This is a genomic window from Streptomyces sp. NPDC031554 (assembly GCF_055580685.1).
This window is the reverse complement of the sequence record NZ_JBVIKX010000001.1, coordinates 159,338-179,759: the sequence shown is the minus strand read 5'-3', so window position 1 is coordinate 179,759 and position 20,422 is coordinate 159,338. Positions and strand designations below refer to the sequence as shown.

At 73.0% G+C, this 20,422-nt stretch carries 16 protein-coding genes; 12 read left to right on the top strand and 4 right to left on the bottom strand.

Annotation, left to right across the window (positions count from 1 at the left end; translation table 11 throughout):
* Positions 1 to 163: 163 nt before the first annotated feature.
* Both ACZ5FU_RS00740 and ACZ5FU_RS00735 read right to left on the bottom strand, forming a co-directional pair.
* The gene (locus tag ACZ5FU_RS00740; RefSeq protein ID WP_468644997.1) at positions 164 to 3,148 is read right to left on the bottom strand and encodes a tetratricopeptide repeat protein; all 2,985 of its coding nucleotides are present in this window, start codon (positions 3,146 to 3,148) and stop codon (positions 164 to 166) included.
* A complete protein-coding gene (locus tag ACZ5FU_RS00735; RefSeq protein ID WP_451526272.1) occupies positions 3,145 to 4,989 on the bottom strand; it encodes an HSP90 family protein in 1,845 nt (614 codons plus the stop codon). The genes ACZ5FU_RS00740 and ACZ5FU_RS00735 overlap by 4 nt, the downstream gene beginning before the upstream one ends.
* A gap of 167 nt (positions 4,990 to 5,156) precedes the next feature.
* On the opposite strand from ACZ5FU_RS00735, the gene recG reads away from it, so the two are divergent.
* From recG to mutM, 8 genes are all read left to right on the top strand, one after another.
* Positions 5,157 to 7,361, top strand: a complete 2,205-nt coding sequence (gene recG / locus ACZ5FU_RS00730) for an ATP-dependent DNA helicase RecG (protein ID WP_451526273.1) — start codon at positions 5,157 to 5,159, stop codon at positions 7,359 to 7,361.
* A 415-nt stretch (positions 7,362 to 7,776) separates the two neighbouring features.
* Positions 7,777 to 8,364 (top strand): 16S rRNA (guanine(966)-N(2))-methyltransferase RsmD, encoded by a 588-nt coding sequence (gene rsmD / locus ACZ5FU_RS00725; RefSeq protein ID WP_451526274.1) that lies wholly within the window; start codon positions 7,777 to 7,779, stop codon positions 8,362 to 8,364.
* A 26-nt stretch (positions 8,365 to 8,390) separates the two neighbouring features.
* Complete coding sequence (coaD, locus tag ACZ5FU_RS00720; RefSeq protein ID WP_451526363.1) at positions 8,391 to 8,870, top strand: pantetheine-phosphate adenylyltransferase; 480 nt, start codon at positions 8,391 to 8,393, stop codon at positions 8,868 to 8,870.
* A 99-nt stretch (positions 8,871 to 8,969) separates the two neighbouring features.
* Complete coding sequence (locus ACZ5FU_RS00715; RefSeq protein WP_469044046.1) at positions 8,970 to 10,049, top strand: ATP synthase subunit B family protein; 1,080 nt, start codon at positions 8,970 to 8,972, stop codon at positions 10,047 to 10,049.
* Positions 10,050 to 10,204: 155 nt separating this feature from the next.
* Positions 10,205 to 10,858, top strand: a complete 654-nt coding sequence (locus ACZ5FU_RS00710) for a YceD family protein (RefSeq protein WP_451526276.1) — start codon at positions 10,205 to 10,207, stop codon at positions 10,856 to 10,858.
* Between the two features lie 2 nt (positions 10,859 to 10,860).
* Positions 10,861 to 11,034 (top strand): 50S ribosomal protein L32, encoded by a 174-nt coding sequence (rpmF, locus tag ACZ5FU_RS00705; protein WP_007493396.1) that lies wholly within the window; start codon positions 10,861 to 10,863, stop codon positions 11,032 to 11,034.
* A 7-nt stretch (positions 11,035 to 11,041) separates the two neighbouring features.
* The gene (rnc, locus tag ACZ5FU_RS00700) at positions 11,042 to 11,890 is read left to right on the top strand and encodes a ribonuclease III (RefSeq protein ID WP_451526277.1); all 849 of its coding nucleotides are present in this window, start codon (positions 11,042 to 11,044) and stop codon (positions 11,888 to 11,890) included.
* 84 nt (positions 11,891 to 11,974) lie between these two features.
* Positions 11,975 to 12,835, top strand: coding sequence for a bifunctional DNA-formamidopyrimidine glycosylase/DNA-(apurinic or apyrimidinic site) lyase (gene mutM, locus ACZ5FU_RS00695; RefSeq protein ID WP_451777371.1), 861 nt, complete (start codon positions 11,975 to 11,977; stop codon positions 12,833 to 12,835).
* On the opposite strand, the gene ACZ5FU_RS00690 is transcribed toward mutM, so the two are convergent.
* Positions 12,808 to 13,209 carry a winged helix-turn-helix transcriptional regulator gene (locus tag ACZ5FU_RS00690; RefSeq protein ID WP_363092102.1) on the bottom strand — a complete coding sequence of 134 codons (402 nt, stop codon included), beginning with the start codon at positions 13,207 to 13,209 and terminating at the stop codon, positions 12,808 to 12,810. The two genes, mutM and ACZ5FU_RS00690, sit on opposite strands and share 28 nt — an antisense overlap.
* A gap of 134 nt (positions 13,210 to 13,343) precedes the next feature.
* On the opposite strand from ACZ5FU_RS00690, the gene ACZ5FU_RS00685 reads away from it, so the two are divergent.
* Positions 13,344 to 13,934, top strand: a complete 591-nt coding sequence (locus ACZ5FU_RS00685; protein ID WP_451526279.1) for a flavodoxin family protein — start codon at positions 13,344 to 13,346, stop codon at positions 13,932 to 13,934.
* Positions 13,935 to 14,006: 72 nt separating this feature from the next.
* On the opposite strand, the gene ACZ5FU_RS00680 is transcribed toward ACZ5FU_RS00685, so the two are convergent.
* Complete coding sequence (locus ACZ5FU_RS00680; protein WP_469044044.1) at positions 14,007 to 15,209, bottom strand: CAP domain-containing protein; 1,203 nt, start codon at positions 15,207 to 15,209, stop codon at positions 14,007 to 14,009.
* A gap of 224 nt (positions 15,210 to 15,433) precedes the next feature.
* Here ACZ5FU_RS00680 and ACZ5FU_RS00675 point away from each other — a divergent pair, with 224 nt between their 5' ends.
* The 3 genes from ACZ5FU_RS00675 to ACZ5FU_RS00665 all read left to right on the top strand — a co-directional run bounded on the left by ACZ5FU_RS00675 (position 15,434) and on the right by ACZ5FU_RS00665 (position 20,185).
* Entirely contained in the window at positions 15,434 to 15,715 is a 282-nt protein-coding gene (locus ACZ5FU_RS00675; RefSeq protein WP_451526281.1) for an acylphosphatase, read from the top strand.
* Positions 15,716 to 16,092: 377 nt separating this feature from the next.
* A complete protein-coding gene (locus ACZ5FU_RS00670) occupies positions 16,093 to 16,296 on the top strand; it encodes a hypothetical protein (protein ID WP_073491170.1) in 204 nt (67 codons plus the stop codon).
* A 241-nt stretch (positions 16,297 to 16,537) separates the two neighbouring features.
* Entirely contained in the window at positions 16,538 to 20,185 is a 3,648-nt protein-coding gene (locus ACZ5FU_RS00665; protein ID WP_469044042.1) for an AAA family ATPase, read from the top strand.
* The last annotated feature ends 237 nt before the right edge of the window (positions 20,186 to 20,422 follow it).

Sequence of the window (20,422 nt, the reverse complement as noted above, 5' to 3'; positions counted from 1 at the left end):
GCGACGGGCACCGCTCCCGAAATCCGGCCCGCACCGCCCGCCCCTGCGCCCGCTCCCGAAACCCGGCCCGCACCGCCCGCCCCTGCACCCGCTGCCCCCGTGCCCGCTGCCCGCGTGACCGAGGCGTTCGTGGCCGGGGCGTCGGCGCCCACCGCTCCTGTGCCTACGGCTCCCGCGTCGCCTCCTGTTCCGCCTCCGCCGCCTGCAGCAGCTGCTCCGCCTCCGCCCGCCGCGCCCGTACGGTCTCCTCGTCCCCGCCCTCGAAGTCCGGGTCCCGCTCCGCGTCCGCGTACGCCGCGAGCACCGCACGCGCGCGTGCGGCCGCCCGCGCGGGACGGCCCAGGTCGGTCTCCAGCCAGCCCGCGGCCAGCTCGGCACCGGTGCGCGGCGGCAGGGCGGCGGCCCCGAGGGGGACGAACACCGCGACCGCCTCCGACATCTGGGACAGTGCCTCGTCCATGGCGGCGCGGATCGATTCGTCGTCGGCGTCCTCGGCGGCCGAGCGGGCCAGGAGATCGCCGAACTGACGGTGGGTGTGACCGAGTTCGAAGACCAGCCGCAGACGCGCCTCCTCGTCGTCCGCGACCTCCAGCGCGTCGGCGCACTCCCCGACGGCGTCCGCCATCAGCTCCCGCGCCGCCCCCGTGCCGTCCTGCGCGCGCAGCGCCAGCCAGGCACGCGCGCGCAAGGAGCGCACCAGCCCGTGCACGTTGCCCAGGGAGCGCCACAGCTCGCCCGCGCGTGCGTACGCCCGGTCCGCGTCCGCGTGCAGCCCGGCCTGGCCGAGGGATTCGGCCGCCAGGTGCGCCAGCGTGGCGTGGTCGTGCTGCTCGGGCCAGTGCCGGGCGGTCTCGGCGGCCTGCAGGCGGCGTTCGGCGGCGGCCCGGTGCTCGCCCAGCTCGCTCAGGCAGTCGCCGAGCCACCACTGTGTCTGGACGACCGCCCCGTCGCCGTGCGTCTCGACGGTCAGGTCCGCCAGCGCCGACTCCAGCACCTCCGCGGCCTCCGCCCACCGGCCCTGCCGCACCAGGAACCCGCCCAGCTGGTGCCGCGCCCACGCCCCGAACGTCGGGCCCTCGCCCGCCTCGTCGGCCCAGTGCGCCGCCTCCAGGGCGTGCTCGGCGGCCTCCGCGGCCTGCCCCCGGCCCCCGACGACCTCGGCGAGCTGGAGGTGCAGCTGTGCCCGGCCGACCGGCTCCAGGAAGCCGCCGCCGTGCTCCAGGGCCGCCCGCAGCGCCCGTTCCGCCTCCGCCATGTCGCCCAGGTGGTGCGCGAGAGCGGCCAGCCTGGCCTCGTACTCCACGGCGAACCAGGGCAGCCCGGCCCCGACGAACTCCGCGGCGGCCCGTGCGAACAGTTCGGCGCCCGCCGCGGCGTCGCCCGAGCGCGCGGCCAGCTCCGCGAGCATCGCGTGCCCCTCGGCGACCCGCGCGACGAGCCGTACGTCGTCCCCGGTCCGCCCCTCCACGAGCGCGAGCACCTCCCGGACGGCCGCCTCGGCCTCCGCCGGCACGTGTGCGGCGACCGGTCCGTCGGCCTCGTGCACGCGTCGCATCAGTATCCGCGCGCGGCCCATCAGGACCCCCGCCGCCTGCCGCATCTGCGTGCCGCCCTCGGCGTACAGCGCGAGGACCCGGTCGTACGGCTCGGCGACCGCGGCGACCGCCTCGTCCAGCTCTCCCGCGAGCGCGCGGACGTAGGCCGCACGCGTGCGTGCCGCCAGAGCCTCGCCGGGGTCGCCCGCCTCCGCGTACAGCCCGGCCGCCAGCTCGAACGTCTCGGCGCCCTCCGCGCCCAGCCCCATCGCCCGGTGGTCGGCCATCTCGGCGCGGTCACGCGCGTCCAGCCCGGTGTCCCCGGCCTCCCCGGCGGCCTCCGCCACCGCCGCCCACGCCTCCACGGCGTGCGGCCGCAAGGTGTCCGACAGCCGCCGCGCCTCGGCGAGCAGCGCCGGCAGATCCGGCGTGCCGGCCCCCTCCCCGGCCGCCGCCGTGGCCGCCGGCGCCGGGGGGACGGCGGCGGGCGCCGACGGGCGTGCCGTGCGCACCCCCAGCGGCAGCCGCTCCACCAGCGGCCGCTGCGACATCCGCGCGCGTACCCGCTCGCCGACGTGCGACGTGCCGTTGCGCGCGTCGAACCGCGCGGCCAGCGCGAGCGCCTCCTCGCGCGCGTGGGGCGCGAGTTCCGCCGCCGTCCACGCCCGCCCGGCCGGCCCGGGCACCTGCTGCCCGCCCAGGCCCAGGGCGGACAACCGCTCCATGAGCAGCACGACCACGCTCAGGAAGTCCAGCCTGCTGCGCGGCTGGCCCTCGTCCGTGAAGTACGCCGGGCGCTCCGCGAGCAGCTCCAGCCCCCGCGCCTCGTTGCCGGTCAGCGCGCAGAACTCCACGTGGTCGGCGTACGCGCCCCGCATGCTCTCCATCGCCCGCACCAGCCGGAAGCCGCGCAGGTGGTTGGCCCGGGCCTCGTCCACCCGGCCCAGCCGCAACAGCGGCACCAGGGACGACGCGAGCACCGTGTGCGGCTCGTGCGCGCACGTGTACGCGCCCTCCAGGACGGGCGCCCACAGCTCCAGCGCCTCCGCGTCCCGGCCCCGCTCCGCCCGCCACCAGCCCTGGCCGTGCAGCTCGCATGCGTGGCAGTCGGCCATGCCGTCGCGCTCCGCGGCCAGCCAGGCGGCGAACGCCCGCTCGGCCCGCTCCACGTCCCCGACGTGCGCGGCCACGCTGAGCTCGGCGCTGCGCACCGCCCGCTCGGAGTGCCCGGCGAGCCGGTAGCGGTGCTCCATCTCGCCGAGCCACTTCTCCACCGACGCCAGCGGAACGTGCGGCTGGTCGAGCATGCCGGCCGACACCCACTTGAAGACCCAGTGCAGCGCGTGCGTCTCGTGCGCGTCGAAGTCCTCGGGCCGTTCGTCCCACATGCGCAGCAGGCGCGCGAAGGGGACGAACATCTTGTCCTTCTCGGAGCTGTAGTTGTAGACCTTCAGCTGGTGTCCGAGCGCCTCGATCACGGCGAGCGGGATGTCCAGCCTCTCGGCCTCCGCGAGCAGCAGTTCCGCGCGCGCGTTGCGGGCCGGTCCCTCCGGCTGCTCGCCGTTCTCCGCCATCGCCCGGCGCAGGGAGTCGAAGTCCGTGATCGCGGTCATCGCCGCCCGTCCTCCTCAGGTGTCGCGTTCCCGTGCGTGGCCCACTCCAGCAGGCCGATGAACGCCCGGTTCAACAGGGCGGAGTCCGCCGGCCGCAGGGGCCGCTGCGCCATCAGCAGCGCCTGCCCGTACAGCGACTCCGTGGCGGTGCCGATCAGCTCGGCGTCCCGCAGGGAACCGATCCGCCGGACCAGCGGGTTGAGATGGTTGAGCACCAGCCGCGCGCGCGGGGCGCTGCCGCGCAGGGAGCCCAGGATGCCCGCCCACAGGTCGTCGGCCCGCGCCTCGGCGTCCGCCCGCGCCTGCTCGTGCCGGGCCGCCCGGTCGTCCAGGTGCAGTGCGGGCACCGACAGCGGGTGGAAGGCGCGCAGGACGACGTCACAGCCCAGCGGGTCGAGCTTCGCCCGCGCGGCCGCCAGGAAACCCGACAGCGCCAGCTCCTCCGCCGCGTCCACGGCGTCCAGGTGCGCGGTCACGGTGTCCGCGTCCAGCTCGGCGACCACCGTCCCCGGCCGCACCGACGGCAGCGCCTCGACCAGTTCGCTGTCGTACGTGTAACCGCCGTTGACGACCCCGACGCCCTGTGCCGACGCGATCGGCGCGACCTGCCGGTACTCCTCCACGGTCCGCGTGAAGTGCACCACCGGGTGCCGCTGCGCGAACTCCTCCAGTGACAGCCTGCCGTCGCTCGTCTCGAACGGCAGCCACGGCAGCATCGTCCGCAGCATCTCCCCGTCGTGCCGCGCCAGGGACTTCACCCCCAGGTGGTGCACGGCGAGGAACGCCTCCAGCCGCTCCGGATCCCCGGCGGCCAGCCCCGTCAGCCAGGCCCGGATCCGCTCGCCCAGCGCCTCCCGCACGGCCGCCAGCGTCTCGTCCTCGTACAGCGACTCGCGCGAGGCCGTGGGCCGCAGGCTGTCGGTGTCCAGGACACAGCGCACGAAGAACGCCCAGTCCGGCAGCAGCTGTTCGGCCCGGTCGGTCAGCAGCATGCCCTTGAGGTGCACACGATGACCGGCCCGCTGGGCCGGACTGACCGCGGCCGGCAGCACGTACGCCACCCCGCGGATGCCGGCCAGCGGCACGGTCAGCTCGATCGAGTCCAACGGCGTGAACCCGAACAGCTCGTGACAGTGCCGGGCCAGCGCCACCCGCCGGTTCGCGGGAGAGGCGTACGGCCGGTCCCAGGGCGCCGGCAGATCGGTGACCGCCTCCTCGCCGACCGTGACGTCGTACGGCAGCAGCGAGCCGAAGTCGCGCGCCAGCTCGAGGACCCGCTGCGCGGCGAGCCACTCGCCGGCACCGGCCCGCGCCACCAGGTGCACGGTCGTGCCCGGCTCGGGGTGCTCCTCGTGGGGCAGCGTCCGCACCGTGTAGGAACCGTCGTCACGGGCCGTCCACTCCACCGGCGGCGCGCCGGGCGTGCGGGAACTGCGGCTGACCACCCGGATGCGCTCGGCGACCACGAAGCAGGCCAGCAGCCCGATGCCGAACTGGCCCAGGAAGTCGGAACGGGCCTCCTGCAGGCCGTCGGCGCGCTTGGAACTGCGTCCGATGGTGGCCAGCAGGCTGTGCACGTCGGACTCGGTGAGCCCGACACCGGAGTCCTCCACCCGCAGCTCCCCGCCCGCGGCGGACAGCCGCACCCGCGCCGGGGCACCGGGCTCCTCCGCCCGCCGGGCGGTGATGGCGTCCACGGCGTTCTGGAGCAGTTCGCGCAGGTAGACCCGGGGACTGGAGTAGAGGTGATGGGACAGCAGGTCCACCAGGCCGCGCAGATCGACCTGGAAGGTGTGAGGTGACGGGGATGCCTGGGACGACGGTGAGGTCTGGGAGTCCATCGCTGCTGCGCCGCGGCTTGGGGAGGCTCGACGGCGCGGGGTCGGGCGGTCCCGGTGGGGCGGTGACCGCGGGGGATGGCCGGAGCGCGCCATCCTAGAGCCCGAACGAGCCGCCTGACCAGGGGTTTCAGGACACGTGTACGGCAATGTCAGTGGGGTGGTGTGCAATGGATCTCGTGCCCGCGCTCGAAGAACCGCTCAAGAAGGTGCTCGGCCCACCGACCGCGAAGGTGATGGCCGAGCACCTCGGCCTGCACACCGTCGGCGACCTCCTGCACCACTACCCGCGCAGATACGAGGAGCGCGGCCAGCTCACGCACCTCGCCGACCTCCCCATGGACGAGCACGTCACCGTGGTCGCCCAGGTCGCCGACGCCCGGCTGCACACCTTCGCCTCGGCCAGGGCCCCCCGCGGCAAGGGCCAGCGCCTGGAGGTCACCATCACGGACGGCAGCGGCCGCCTCCAGCTGGTCTTCTTCGGCAACGGCGTGCACAAGCCCCACAAGGACCTCCTGCCGGGCACCCGCGCGATGTTCTCCGGCAAGGTCTCCCTCTTCAACCGCCGCCTCCAGCTGGCCCATCCGGCCTACGAACTGCTGCGCGGCGACACCGACGAAACGGTCGAGACCTGGGCCGGCGCCCTCATCCCGATCTACCCGGCCACCGCCAAACTCGAGTCCTGGAAGATCGGCAAGGCCATCCAGACGGTCCTGCCCAGCGCCCAGGAGGCCCTCGACCCGCTCCCCGACTCCCTGCGCGAGGGCCGCGGCCTGCTCGCCCTCCCCGAGGCCCTGCTCAGGATCCACCGTCCGCAGACCAAGGCCGACGTCGACGACGCCCGCGCCCGCCTGAAGTGGGACGAGGCCTTCGTCCTCCAGGTCGCCCTGGCCCGCCGCCGCCACGCCGACGGCCAACTCCCGGCCGTCGCCCGCAGACCCGCCCCGGACGGCCTGCTCTCCGCCTTCGACGACCGCCTCCCCTTCACCCTCACCGAGGGCCAGCGCAAGGTCTCGAAGGAGATCTTCGACGACCTGGCGACCGAGCACCCGATGCACCGGCTGCTCCAGGGGGAGGTCGGTTCGGGCAAGACGATGGTGGCGCTGCGCGCCATGCTCGCCGTCGTCGACGCCGGCGGGCAGGCCGCCATGCTCGCGCCCACCGAGGTCCTCGCCCAGCAGCACCACCGTTCCGTCGTCGAGATGATGGGGGACCTGGCCGAGGGCGGGATGCTGGGCGGCGTCGAGCACGCCACCAAGGTCGTGCTGCTCACCGGGTCCATGGGAGCCGCGGGCCGGCGGCAGGCGCTGCTCGACCTCGTCACCGGCGAGGCCGGCATCGTCATCGGCACGCACGCGCTGATCGAGGACAAGGTGCAGTTCCACGATCTCGGACTGGTCGTGGTCGACGAGCAGCACCGGTTCGGCGTCGAGCAGCGGGACGCCCTGCGCGGCAAGGGCAAGCAGCCTCCGCACCTGCTCGTCATGACCGCCACGCCCATCCCGCGCACGGTCGCCATGACCGTCTTCGGCGACCTGGAGACCTCCGTCCTGGACCAGCTCCCGGCCGGGCGTTCGCCCATCGCCAGCCACGTCGTCCCCGCAGCCGACAAACCGCACTTCCTGGCCCGCGCGTGGCAGCGGGTCCGCGAGGAGGTCGAGAACGGCCACCAGGCGTACGTGGTCTGCCCGCGCATCGGCGACGAGGAGGACGGCGCCGGGAAGGCGAAGAAGAAGTCCCCGGAGGACGAGGCCGACAAGCGCCCGCCGCTCGCCGTCCTGGATGTGGCCGACCAGCTCGCCGAAGGCCCGCTCCAGGGGCTCAGGATCGAGGTGCTGCACGGCCGCATGCCCCCGGACGACAAGGACGCCGTCATGCGCCGGTTCGCCGCCGGGGACACCGACGTCCTGGTCGCCACGACCGTCATCGAGGTCGGGGTCAACGTGCCGAACGCCACCGCGATGGTGATCATGGACGCCGACCGCTTCGGCGTCTCCCAGCTGCACCAGCTGCGCGGCCGGGTCGGCCGCGGTTCGGCCGCGGGACTCTGCCTCCTCGTCACCGAGATGCCCGAGGCGAGTCCCGCCCGCGGCCGGCTCGGCGCGGTCGCCGCCACCCTCGACGGCTTCGAGCTGTCCCGCATCGACCTCGAACAGCGCCGCGAAGGCGACGTGCTCGGTCAGGCCCAGTCCGGCGCCCGCTCCAGCCTGCGCGTCCTCGCCGTCATCGAGGACGAGGAGGTCATCGCCGAGGCGAGGCAGGAGGCGGCCCAGGTGGTCGCGTCCGACCCGGAGCTGGCCGCCTACCCGGGTCTGCGCACCGCCCTGGACGCCCTCCTGGACGAGGAGCGGGAGCAGTACCTGGAGAAGGGCTGAGCACCCGGCCGCCAGGGTGCCCGGGCGCGGGGGATCGCGCGTCGCTGCCGGCCCGCGATTCCCCGCGTCCGGGCGGCCGGAGGACTCCCCGTGCCAGACCGGAGGGCTCCCGCGTGCGGTGGAGCGGACGGCTTCCCCCGCCAGGGTGGGCGGGGGACCACCGCGTGCGCCGGGGCGGGAGGCGGAGAGCCCCCTGCCCCCGCCGACCCGGCCGGACGGACGGCAGCCCGCGTACGGCGGGGCGGACGGGTGCCCCGTGAGGCACGGGACGGGAGACCCCACGGGACGGGAGGCCCCACAGGCCCCGCCCGGCACCGCCGACCGTGATCGAGCACCCCGCACCTCCGCCTGCCAGACTGACCACGTACCGACACGTACCGCCCCCGTAAGAACGCCCCCGAACAAGGACCCCGAGATGACCCGCGTGATCGCCGGAAAAGCCGGCGGACGTCGCCTGGCCGTCCCGCCAGGCACCGGCACCCGCCCCACCTCCGACCGCGCGCGCGAGGCCCTCTTCTCCACCTGGCAGTCCCTGCTCGGCGGCGCCCCCCTCGACGGCGAACGCGTCCTGGACCTCTACGCCGGCTCGGGCGCCGTGGGGCTGGAGGCCCTCTCCCGGGGGGCGGGCCACACCCTGCTGGTCGAGGCCGACGCGCGAGCGGCCCGCACGATCCGGGAGAACGTACGGACCCTCGGCCTGCCGGGCGCCGAGGTCCGGGCCGGCAAGGCCCGGCAGATCATCCAGACGCCGCCGGCGCAGCCGTACGACCTCGCCTTCCTCGACCCCCCGTACGCCGTCACCGACGACGATCTTCGGGAGATCCTGCTCACACTCCGCTCGCAGGGGTGGCTCGCGGCGGAAGCCCTCGTCACCGTGGAGCGCAGCACCAGAGGCGGCGTTTTCGCGTGGCCGGACGGCTTCGAGGCGATCCGGTCCCGTCGCTACGGCGAGGGAACGTTTTGGTACGGTCGCGCCGCCTCTACGTGCGAAGACGCACGATGACCGGACCGGAGAGCGAGGGATCTCAAGTGCGCCGCGCCGTCTGTCCCGGGTCGTTCGACCCGATCACCAACGGACATCTCGACATCATTTCCCGTGCCTCCCGTCTGTACGACGAGGTCTACGTCGCGGTGATGATCAACAAGTCCAAGAAGGGCCTGTTCGAGATCGACGAGCGGATCGACCTGATCCGCCAGGTGACCGCCGAGTACGGGAACGTCCGCGTCGAGGCCTTCCACGGTCTCCTCGTCGACTTCTGCAAGCAGCGCGAGATCCCGGCCATCGTCAAGGGCCTGCGCGCCGTCAGCGACTTCGACTACGAGCTGCAGATGGCCCAGATGAACAACGGCCTCTCCGGTGTCGAGACGCTGTTCGTCCCCACCAACCCCACCTACAGTTTCCTGTCGTCCTCCCTGGTCAAGGAGGTCGCGACCTGGGGCGGCGACGTCTCCCACCTGGTTCCGCCGCTCGTCCTGGAAGCACTCTCCGGACGTCTCCGCAAGGACTGAGGAACTGACGGCCCGTCACTCGGTGTCCGCCGGACACCTCGTGGCCGTACAGTCGTTCCGTCCGTCTCCAACACAGCAGCAGAGAGTGGCGAGCAACCGGTGGACGTGCAGAAGAAGCTCGACGAGATCGTCACGGCGGTCTCCAGTGCCCGGTCGATGCCGATGTCGGCCTCGTGCGTGGTCAACCGCGCCGAACTGCTCGCCCTCCTCGAAGAGGTGCGCGCCGCCCTGCCCGACTCCCTCGCCCAGGCGCGGGAGCTGATCGGCGGCCGCGAGCAGATGGTCGAACAGGCCCGTCAGGAGGCCGACCGGATCATCTCCACCGCGCACGCCGAGCGCGGCTCGCTGATCTCCGACACCGAGATCGCCCGCCGTTCGCAGGCCGAGGCCGACCGGATCCTGGCCGAGGCCCGCAAGGAGGCCGAGGACGTCCGCGCGGAGGCCGACGACTACGTCGACTCCAAGCTCGCCAACTTCGAGGTCGTCCTCACCAAGACCCTCGGCTCCGTCGGCCGCGGCCGCGAGAAGCTCCTGGGCACCGGCCCCGGCGTCGACGAGCAGGGGTACGAGGACGAGGACGCCCTCGAGCGCAGCCACGACCCGGAGACCCTGCGCCGCGACGCCGACGCCTACGTCGACGTCAAGCTGGGCGCCTTCGAGGCGGTCCTCGCCAAGACCCTGGAAGCCGTCGGCCGCGGCCGGCAGAAGCTGCACGGCCGGATCGCCAGCGACGACCTCGGCGCCCTGGCCGACGACGACACGACCTTCCAGCACTCCTCCGACGCCGACTACCTCGCCGACCTCGCCGCCCTCGCCGAGCGGGAGACCCCGGCCGAGCGGCCCGCGCAGCGGTCGTACGAGCAGCCCCAGGACTCCTACGCCTACCAGCAGCAGCCGGACCCGTACGGCTACCAGCAGCAGGGCTACGGCGGTCAGCAGGACGCCTACGGCTACCAGCAGGCCGACCCCTACGCCGCCGCCCCGTTCGACTACGCGCAGGCGGGCGGAACCCCCGTCCAGGACTACGACCCCCGGCAGGCGCCGTACGACCCGCAGCAGCCCCCGCAGCAGTCCCCCCAGGAACAGCAGGGCTACGCCCTCGACGAGGCCAGCCTGTTCGACACCAGCATGATCAGCGCCGAGCAGCTGCGCGCCTACGAACAGGGCCGCGGCCTGTAGGAGCCGAGGTCCGGGGCGGGGTCGGGGAGGCCGGATTGGGCTGTGAGCGAATGCTCCAGTATCCTGGCCCTTCGGTCGCGTGTATGTCCGCGATCGCCGCTGCCCGCAACACCTGAGGGCGGCGGCCCCCACAGCACGGAAGATCGAAAGCAGGAATGGCCCTGAACGCCCGCCTCGACCACCGCAACCCTCTCGTGTTCGACACGCACGAGCTGGGGCGGCGTCCTGGCGCGCTCCAGCGCCTGTCCCGTGAGATCGAAGCCCCCGGGGACCTCGGGATCCAGGGGGTCATCGGAGTGCCGACAGGCACCCCGGTGAAGCTGGAACTCCGACTCGAGTCGGTCATGGACGGAGTGCTCGTCACGGGCACCGCCCGTGCACGGGCCGAGGGGGAGTGCGTAAGGTGTCTGGAGCCGGTCGAGCTGGAGCTCGAAGCGGATTTCCAGGAGATGTTCTCGTACCCTGACGCCGACGACCGGGGCCGCGTGAAGGCGGAACCGGCCGACGACGCCGAGGAAGACGAGGACACGCTCTTTCTCGAGGACGGCCTGTTCGACCTCGAACCCGTGCTGCGTGATGCGGTGGTGCTCGCACTGCCGATGCAGCCGGTGTGCCAGGACGACTGTCCAGGACTGTGCGCCCAGTGCGGAGCACGCCTCGCGGACGACCCGGACCACCACCATGACGCCGTCGACATCCGTTGGGCGGCACTGCAGGGACTCGCCGGTTCACTCGAAGACGGCGAGAAGGACGAGATGAGTGGCGAAGCGCCTCGATCGGCGCGCGCCAACGAGAAGCAGGAGAAGTAGCCGTGGCTGTTCCGAAGCGGAAGATGTCGCGCAGCAACACGCGCCACCGCCGGTCGCAGTGGAAGGCTGCGGTCCCCACCCTGGTTGCGTGCGAGCGCTGCCACGAGCCCAAGCTGCAGCACATCGCGTGCCCGTCTTGCGGCACCTACAACAAGCGCCAGGTCCTCGAGGTCTGAGCGGCTGGTGAGAGGCACCGTGTCCAGCCCCAAGCAGGCAGATGACGCCAAGGCGGATTCACTCGCCAAGAAAAAGGCGGACAACACGGCCTCGTCCCACACGCTTCTGGAAGGGCGGCTCGGCTATCAGCTCGAGTCCGCCCTTCTGGTGCGTGCGCTGACCCACCGTTCCTACGCGTACGAGAACGGCGGTCTGCCGACGAACGAGCGGCTGGAGTTCCTCGGGGACTCCGTGCTCGGCCTCGTCGTCACGGACACGCTGTACCGCACCCACCCCGACCTGCCCGAAGGCCAACTGGCCAAGTTGCGGGCCGCGGTGGTCAACTCGCGTGCGTTGGCGGAGGTCGGCCGCGGCCTCGACCTGGGCTCCTTCATCCGGCTCGGCCGGGGCGAAGAGGGCACGGGCGGCCGGGACAAGGCGTCCATCCTCGCCGACACCCTCGAAGCGGTGATCGGCGCGGTCTATCTCGACCAGGGCCTCGACGCGGCCTCCGAACTGGTGCACCGCCTGTTCGACCCGCTGATCGAGAAGTCCTCGAACCTCGGAGCCGGCCTGGACTGGAAGACCAGTCTCCAGGAGCTCACCGCGACCGAAGGACTCGGCGTTCCCGAGTACCTGGTGACGGAGACCGGCCCCGATCACGAGAAGACCTTCACTGCTGCTGCCCGCGTCGGAGGCGTCTCGTACGGCACCGGCACCGGCCGCAGCAAGAAGGAGGCGGAGCAGCAGGCCGCCGAGTCCGCGTGGCGGTCCATCCGGGCCGCGGCGGACGAGCGTGCCAAGGCGGCGACGACGGCCCAGGCCGTCGGGGCCTCCGACGGCAGCAGCCCGGACCCCGAGTCCGCCTCCGCCTGACGAACACCGACGACAGCACCACCAGCAGTACGAGACGAGCGCCCGCCCCCCACTCGGAGGCGGGCGCTCCGTACGGGGGATCCCATGCCCGAGTTGCCCGAGGTCGAGGTCGTCCGGCGCGGTCTGGAGCGGTGGGTCGCCCACCGCACGGTCGCCGACGCCGAGGTGCTGCACCCGCGTGCCGTACGCCGTCACCTGGCCGGCGCCGACGACTTCACGCACCGCCTCGAAGGCCATCGCATCGGCACCCCCAGCCGTCGCGGCAAGTACCTGTGGCTGCCGCTGGAGGACACGCCGCAGGCGATCCTGGCCCACCTCGGCATGAGCGGCCAGCTGCTGGTCCAGCCCCACGCGGCCCCCGACGAGAAGCACCTGCGCATCCGGGTCCGCTTCGCCGACGAGGTGGACACCGAGCTGCGCTTCGTCGACCAGCGCACCTTCGGCGGCCTGTCGCTGCACGACACCGCCCCCGACGGGCTGCCCGACGTCATCGCGCACATCGCGCGCGACCCCCTCGACCCGCTGTTCGACGACGAGGCCTTCCACCAGGCCCTGCGGCGCAAGCGCAGCACCGTCAAGCGGGCCCTGCTCGACCAGTCGCTGATCAGCGGTGTCGGCAACATCTACGCCGACGAGGCCCTGTGGCGCTCCCGCCTCCACTACGACCGCCCCACGGCCGGCTTCACCCGCCCGCGCACCCTCGAACTGCTCGGCCACGTCCGGGACGTGATGACGGAGGCCCTCGCCGTCGGCGGCACCAGCTTCGACAGCCTGTACGTCAACGTCAACGGCGAGTCGGGCTACTTCGACCGGTCACTGGACGCCTACGGGCGCGAGGGACTGCCGTGCCGGCGCTGCGGCACACCGATGCGCCGACGCCCCTGGATGAACAGGTCCAGCTACTTCTGCCCGCGGTGTCAGAGGCCGCCGCGCGTCTCGTCGTAACGCCCGCGGGACGCCAGGACCTCGTCCATCCGTCCCTCCACCAGGCGGATCAGGCCGAGCAGCCGCTCCGCGACCTCGTGGCCCAGAGGCGTCAGTTCGTAGTCCACTCGGGGCGGGTTGGTCGGCTGCGCCTCGCGGTGCACCAGGCCGTCGCGCTCCAGCGCGTGCAGGGTCTGGGACAGCATCTTCTCGCTGACGCCGTCGACGCGTCGGCGCAGTTCGTTGAAGCGCAGCGAGCCCTCGTGCAGGGCTCCCAGGGTGAGGGCGCCCCAGCGCCCCGTCACATGCTCCAGCGTGCCGCGCGAGGGGCAGGCCTTGGCGAACACGTCGTACGGGAGGTCCTGCTCCGGGGTGCGCTCCTGAATGCCGGTCATGACCCAAGCGTACTCGAACGCAGCGCTAGCCGGCAGATTGCGCTAACTAGAAGTTAGTGCTTTCCTTTCGTCACCGGTGGCGAGCCGTCAGCCGCTCCCGCCGGTTCCCCTGACCTGCTTCGAGGAGGACGCACGTGACCACCCCCGTTGTCTCCATCGCCTACCACTCCGGCTACGGCCACACCGCCGTCATCGCGGAGGCCGTCCGCTCCGGCGCCGTCCAGGCCGGTGCCGAGGCGCACCTGATCGAGGTCGACGCGATCACCGAGGAACAGTGGGCGCTGCTCGACAGCTCGGACGCGATCGTGTTCGGATCGCCCACCTACATGGGCACCGCGTCCGCCGCCTTCCACGCCTTCGCCGAGGCGACCTCCGCCCGCTGGGCCACCCAGGCATGGAAGGACAAGCCGGCCGCCGGCTTCACCAACTCCGGTTCCAAGAGCGGGGACAAGCTGCACACCCTGCAGTTCTTCCAGATCCTGGCCGCGCAGCTCGGCATGCACTGGATCAACCTCGGCCTGCTCCCCGGCTGGAACAGCAGCACGGCCTCCGAGAACGACCTCAACCGCCTGGGCGTCTTCCTCGGCGCGGCAGCCCAGACCGACGTCGACCGGGGACCCGAAGCGGTGCACAAGGCCGACATCGCCACCGCGGAACACCTGGGCCGCCGGGTCGCGCAGACGGCGCGGACCCTCGCCGCGGGCCGCGCGGCGTCGGCCGCCTAGCCGGGCAGGGCACCCCCCGGAGCCCTGCCGCCCTCGCCCTGCCGCCGTCGGCTCGAGGGCGCGGCGAGGGTCCTAGTAGCCGAAGTCCTGCGTCCACCAGGGGCCGCCGGAGCCGAGGTGCACGCCGACGCCCAGGGTCTTGAAGTCGCAGTTGAGGATGTTGGCGCGGTGACCGGGGCTGTTCATCCAGGCCTCCATCACCGCCGCCGCGTCGGCCTGGCCGCGGGCTATGTTCTCGCCGCCGAGGTCGGATATGCCGGCCTTCGCGGCGCGGTCCCACGGGGACGCGCCGTCCGGGTCGGTGTGGTCGAAGAAGCCGCGCGCCGCCATGTCCTGGCTGAACCTCTGGGCGAGGTCGGCCAGAGAGCTGTTCGCGGAGACGGCGCTGCAGCCGGCCTCGGCCCGTTCCTCGTTGACGAGCTTCAGCACCTCGGCCGCCGCCTGGATCTCCGCCGAGACCGTCACCGCCGGCGGTGACGACTTCGGGGGGGCCTTCGTGGCCGCCCCGGAGGGGGTCCTCTCCGGCTTCTCCGTCGGCGTCGCCTCGGGCTTCTCGGTGGTCGTCGACGCGCTCGGCGACGCCTTCGGGGCCGAGGGGGAGGGGGTGGCCGAGGTCGGGGCGGAGGCCGAGGGCGAGGTGGCGCGGCCGGCGTCGCGGCTGGTCGACGTGGTGTCGCGGCCGGTCTCGGCGGAGCCGGAGGTGCCGCCCTGCTCGGAGGCCGAGTTGGTGGGCGAGTCGGCGGCCTGGACGCGGTCGCCCGCGCCGCCGCCCCCGCCCAGCCGGTAGCTGTCGAGGCCGGGCACCACACCCGTGGCCACCGCCACCGTGCCGAGGGCGACCGCCGCGGACATCCCGAGCAGGCCGGTCTTCACCGGCGTCACGGCCTTCCGCTTGCGGCGGCGGCCCGCACCGCCGGGGCCACCGGCACCGCGCGCCGGCCCACGGCCCGGAGTGAAGCCGTCGGAGGCGAAGTCGTCCGAGGTGAACCCGTCGGAGGCGAAGTCGTCGGAGGCGAAGCCGACCGAGGGGAACCCGTCGGAGGCGAGGACCGCGGTGTCCTCGGCGGCCGCGCGGTCGTCGTCCGGGGCGAACAGGTACTCCTGGCTCCGGGCGACCGTCTCGGCGTACGCCTCAGGGTTCAGATAGGGCGCGGTCCCCATGGTGGGCCGGTCGCCGCCGTACACGTCCCGCCGTGGGCGGCCTTCCGGGTGCGAGCCGCCGGTGTGGCCGGCCGCCGCGGCACGGCCTGCGTCGGAGCGTCGGTGGCGTCCCATGTTCTGGCCTTCCTCGTCCAACTGGTCCGGGCGGAGTCCCCGGTCACCTGGTGTCCGCGGGACTCCCGTGGTCGACCGCGGCGGAGGGGGCACATGGCTCCTCATGGTCAACCTGACTCACTCCATCGAGTGAGTTTCATATGAGATTCATTGGGTGGGGACGGTACCGCATGCCGCTGGGGGAGGAAGTGTCCCGAGTGACTTCGCCTGGTTAGGTTGCCTCCATGAGCGAGGATGTACGGCTGGTCGCCTGGGTGCGCGGACATGTCCAGGGTGTGGGTTTCCGCTGGTTCACGCGGGCGAAGGCGCTGGAGATCGGCGGCCTGAGTGGTTTTGCTCTCAATGTGGCCGACGGACGGGTCCAGGTGGTCGCGGAGGGCTCCCGGGAGGGCTGTGAAGGACTGCTGGACTGGCTCCAGGGCGGCGACACGCCCGGCCGCGTGGACGGGGTCACCGAGATATGGGACACACCCCGCGGCGGCTACGACGGCTTCGCGATCCGCTGACGGGCGCGCGCGAAACCGCCCCATGGGGGCGCGGGGGAGGGGCGGTGGCGGCCGCGCCCGGTGGAAAGAGGCAGGTGGTGCCGAGAATCGCTTGCGTCGGCAGGCTCCGCACGCAAGGATGATCGCCACGCCCCGAGGGTCCCGAGGAGTCGTCGCGCCGCCGTTCCGAGCCGCGCACGCGAGGGTTGCCCGCCGATACGGGGCGTGATCGTGTTGACCGTCAAACTTTTTGGTGAGACGCTGAAAGCACCCCGCGCACCCAGCTGTTTGGCATGGATGAACGGCAACACCAGAACAATCCGGTCAACACCGCGGGTGCGAATCCCTCACGACCCACACCGCTTCGGTCGGTCACTCATTGTGGAGGACCATCCATCATGGCAAAGGCGCTTCTCGGTTACGTCGGCGGCTCCGACCCGCGACTCCTCGCCGAGATGCGACGGCTGCAGCAGCGCGTCCAGGACCTGGAAAACGAGCTCGGACGGATCCAGGCCGAGAACGACGCTCTGACGGCTGCCGCGTCTCACGACAGGTTCATGGAGAGCATCGACGCACACCAGGCGGAGCCCGCGCTCACCTGATCGCTGCACTGCTCCACAACAGCAAACGCAGTGGTCGGGCGACTCATGAAACCGCGTCGGACCGCTCAGTGCGCAGAGTCTGCAAGGGACGCTTCGGCGTCCCTTCTTTCTTTCCCCGTGTCTGCCGGCGTTTCCCCGTGCGTCCTTTCCCCGCCTTCAACGTCTGGTCTGCCCTGCGCCCTCCTGGGTGAAACCGCCGGTTCATGGAGTGAGACATCGCCGGCCGGTAAAGTCCAGCGGCGTGCACCTCAAGGCCCTGACCCTCCGAGGGTTCAAGTCGTTCGCCTCTGCGACCACACTCCGGTTCGAGCCGGGCATCACGTGTGTCGTCGGGCCCAACGGCTCGGGCAAGTCCAACGTCGTGGACGCGCTCAGCTGGGTCATGGGCGAGCAGGGCGCCAAGTCGCTGCGCGGCGGCAAGATGGAGGACGTCATCTTCGCCGGCACCACCGGCCGCCCCCCGCTGGGCCGCGCCGAGGTGTCCCTCACCATCGACAACTCCGACGGGGCCCTGCCCATCGAGTACGCCGAGGTCACCATCACGCGGATCATGTTCCGCAACGGCGGCAGCGAGTACCAGATCAACGGCGACACCTGCCGGCTCCTCGACATCCAGGACCTGCTGTCCGACTCCGGGATCGGCCGGGAGATGCACGTCATCGTCGGCCAGGGCCGGCTCGACTCCGTGCTGCACGCCGACCCCATGGGGCGCCGCGCTTTCATCGAGGAGGCCGCCGGCGTCCTCAAGCACCGTAAGCGCAAGGAGAAGGCGCTGCGGAAACTGGACGCGATGCAGGCCAACCTCGCGCGCGTGCAGGACCTGACGGAGGAACTGCGCAGACAGCTCAAGCCGCTCGGCCGGCAGGCCGCCGTCGCCCGCCGCGCCGCCGTCATCCAGGCCGACCTGCGCGACGCCCGCCTGCGCCTCCTCGCCGACGACCTCGTACGGCTGCGCGAGGCGCTCGCCGTGGAGATCGCCGACGAGGCCGCCCTGAAGGAACGCAAGGACACCGCCGAGCGGGAGCTGCGCAAGGCCCTTCAGGGCGAGGCCCTCCTGGAGGACGAGGTCCGGCGGCTCGCGCCCCGGCTCCAGCGGGCCCAGCAGACCTGGTACGAGCTCTCCCAGCTCGCCGAACGCGTCCGCGGCACGGTCTCGCTGGCCGACGCCCGCGTGAAGAGCGCCACCTCCGCGCCGGACGAGGAGCGGCGCGGCCGCGACCCCGAGGACCTGGAGCGCGAGGCAGCCCGCGTCCGCGAGCAGGAGGCGGAGCTGGAGGCCGCTCTCGAAGCGGCCCGGTACGCCCTCGACGACACCGTCTCCCACCGCGCCGATCTGGAGCGGGAGCTGGCGGCCGAGGAGCGGCGGCTGAAGGAAGTCGCCCGCGCGATCGCCGACCGCCGCGAGGGGCTCGCCCGGCTGCACGGCCAGGTCAGCGCCGCCCGTTCCCGAGCGGCCTCCGCCCGGGCCGAGATCGACCGTCTGGCCGCCGCCCGCGACGAGGCGCGGGAACGGGCGGTCACCGCGCAGGAGGAGTACGAGGCCCTGAAGGCGGAGGTCGACGAGCTGGAGGCGGGCGATCAGGAACTGGGCGAGCGGCACGACGAGGCCAGGCGGCGGCTCGCCGAGGCCGAGAACGCCTCGACCGCCGCCCGCGAGGCGGCCACCGCGGCCGAACGCAGGCGCGCCGCCACCCAGGCCCGCCACGAGGCCCTCGCCATGGGCCTGCGCCGCAAGGACGGCACGGGCGCGCTCCTGGACGCGAAGGACCGTCTCACCGGCCTGCTCGGCCCCGCGGCGGAACTCCTCACCGTCGCCCCCGGACACGAGGTCCCGCTCGCCGCGGCCCTCGGCACCGCCGCGGACGCCCTCGCCGTCACCACCCCGTCCGCCGCCGCCGAAGCCATCCGCCTCCTGCGCGAACGGGACGCGGGCCGGGCGGCACTCCTGCTGACGGGCGCGGCGCGGGGGCCGTCCGCGGGGGCCGCCACCGCCCCGGAGCGCGCCGCCGCCGGAGGGCCGGCGGGTACGGGGCCGGGCCGGCACGAGGGGCCGCGGGAACCCGGTGCCGACCCGGTGGCGCACCCCGGCGCCCCCTTCGCCGCCGACCTGGTCCGCGCCCCCGCCGAGCTGATGCCCGCCGTACGGCGGCTGCTGCGGGGCGTGGTGGTCGTCGGGACGTTGCAGGACGCCGAGGATCTCGTCCACGCGCGGCCCGAACTGACCGCCGTCACCGCCGAGGGGGACCTGCTCGGCGCGCACTTCGCCCAGGGCGGTTCCGCCGGGGCGCCCAGTCTGCTGGAGGTGCGGGCCTCCGTCGACGAGGCCGCCGCCGAGCTGGAGGAGCTGGCGGTGCGGTGCGAGGAGCTGGCCGGGGCGGAGCGGGCCGCGGGGGAGCGGCGCCGGGAGTGCGCCGCGCTGGTCGAGGAGCTGGGGGAGCGGCGGCGGGCCGCCGACCGGGAGAAGTCGGCCGTCGCCCAGCAGCTCGGGCGGCTCGCCGGGCAGGCGCGCGGCGCCGCGGGGGAGGCCGAGAGGTCCGAGGCCGCGGCCGCCCGTGCGCAGGACGCGCTCGACCGGGCCGCGGGGGAGGCCGAGGAACTGGCCGAGCGGCTGGCCGTCGCCGAGGAGATGCCGGTGGAGGAGGAGCCCGACACCTCCGCGCGGGACCGGCTCGCCGCCGACGGGGCGAACGCGCGGCAGACCGAGATGGAGGCGCGCCTGCAGGTCCGCACGCACGAGGAGCGGGTCAAGGGGCTCGCCGGGCGGGCGGACTCGCTGGACCGGGCCGCGCGGGCCGAACGCGAGGCACGCGCGCGTGCCGAGCAGCGCCGGGCCAGGCTGCGGCACGAGGCCGCCGTCGCGGAGGCCGTCGCAGCCGGTGCGCGGCAGTTGCTCGCGCACGTCGAGGTGTCGCTCGGCCGGGCCGAGCGGGAGCGGGGCGCCGCCGACGCCGCCAAGGCGCGGCGCGAGCGGGAGCTGGCCGCCGCGCGGACCGCCGGGCGCGACCTCAAGGCGGAACTCGACAAGCTGACGGACTCGGTCCACCGGGGAGAGGTGCTCGGCGCCGAGAAACGGCTGCGGATCGAGCAGGTGGAGACGAAGGCGCTGGAGGAGCTGGGCGTCGAGCCGGCGGGGCTGGTCCGCGAGTACGGACCCCACCAGCCGGTGCCGCCCTCGCCGCCCGCCGAGGGCGAGGTACTGCCGGAGGACCCCGAGGACCCGCGCAACCGGCCCCGGCCCTTCGTCCGGGCGGAGCAGGAGAAACGGCTGAGGGCGGCCGAGCGCGCGTACCAGCAGCTCGGCAAGGTCAATCCGCTCGCCCTGGAGGAGTTCGCCGCGCTGGAGGAGCGCCACCGGTTCCTCAGCGAGCAGCTGGCGGACCTGAAGAAGACGCGCACCGACCTCCTTCAGGTGGTGAAGGAGGTCGACGAGCGCGTCGAGCAGGTCTTCACCGAGGCGTTCCACGACACCGCCCGTGAGTTCGAGGGCGTGTTCGGCCGCCTGTTCCCGGGCGGTGAGGGACGGCTGATCCTGACCGACCCCGACAACATGCTCACCACGGGCGTGGACGTCGAGGCCCGGCCGCCCGGCAAGAAGGTCAAGCGGCTCAGCCTGCTCTCGGGCGGCGAGCGGTCGCTGACCGCGGTCGCGATGCTCGTGTCGATCTTCAAGGCCCGGCCCAGTCCCTTCTACGTCATGGACGAGGTCGAGGCCGCCCTCGACGACACCAACCTCCAGCGGCTGATCCGGATCATGGAGGAGCTCCAGGAGTCCTCGCAGCTGATCGTGATCACGCACCAGAAGCGCACGATGGAGGTCGCCGACGCGCTCTATGGCGTGTCCATGCAGGGTGACGGTGTGTCGAAGGTCATCTCGCAGCGCCTCCGCTGAATCAACCTGCGGCCTACATCTAGTGTGACCAGCATCTTTTCAAGCCTTCAAGAAGTGAACGTAATCCCCGTGCGACCTGGGGGGAAGCTCACCTCTGTCGAAGTATTGACTTCGAAACTTGAAGGCATAGTCTCTGCAACGTTGCTTTTACCTTCAGGTGTCAGTGGTGTCGATTCGCTTACCACGGGAACCCTCACCTGAAACGGCTCGCCCCCCCACGCCCGGCAGCGCTGCCGG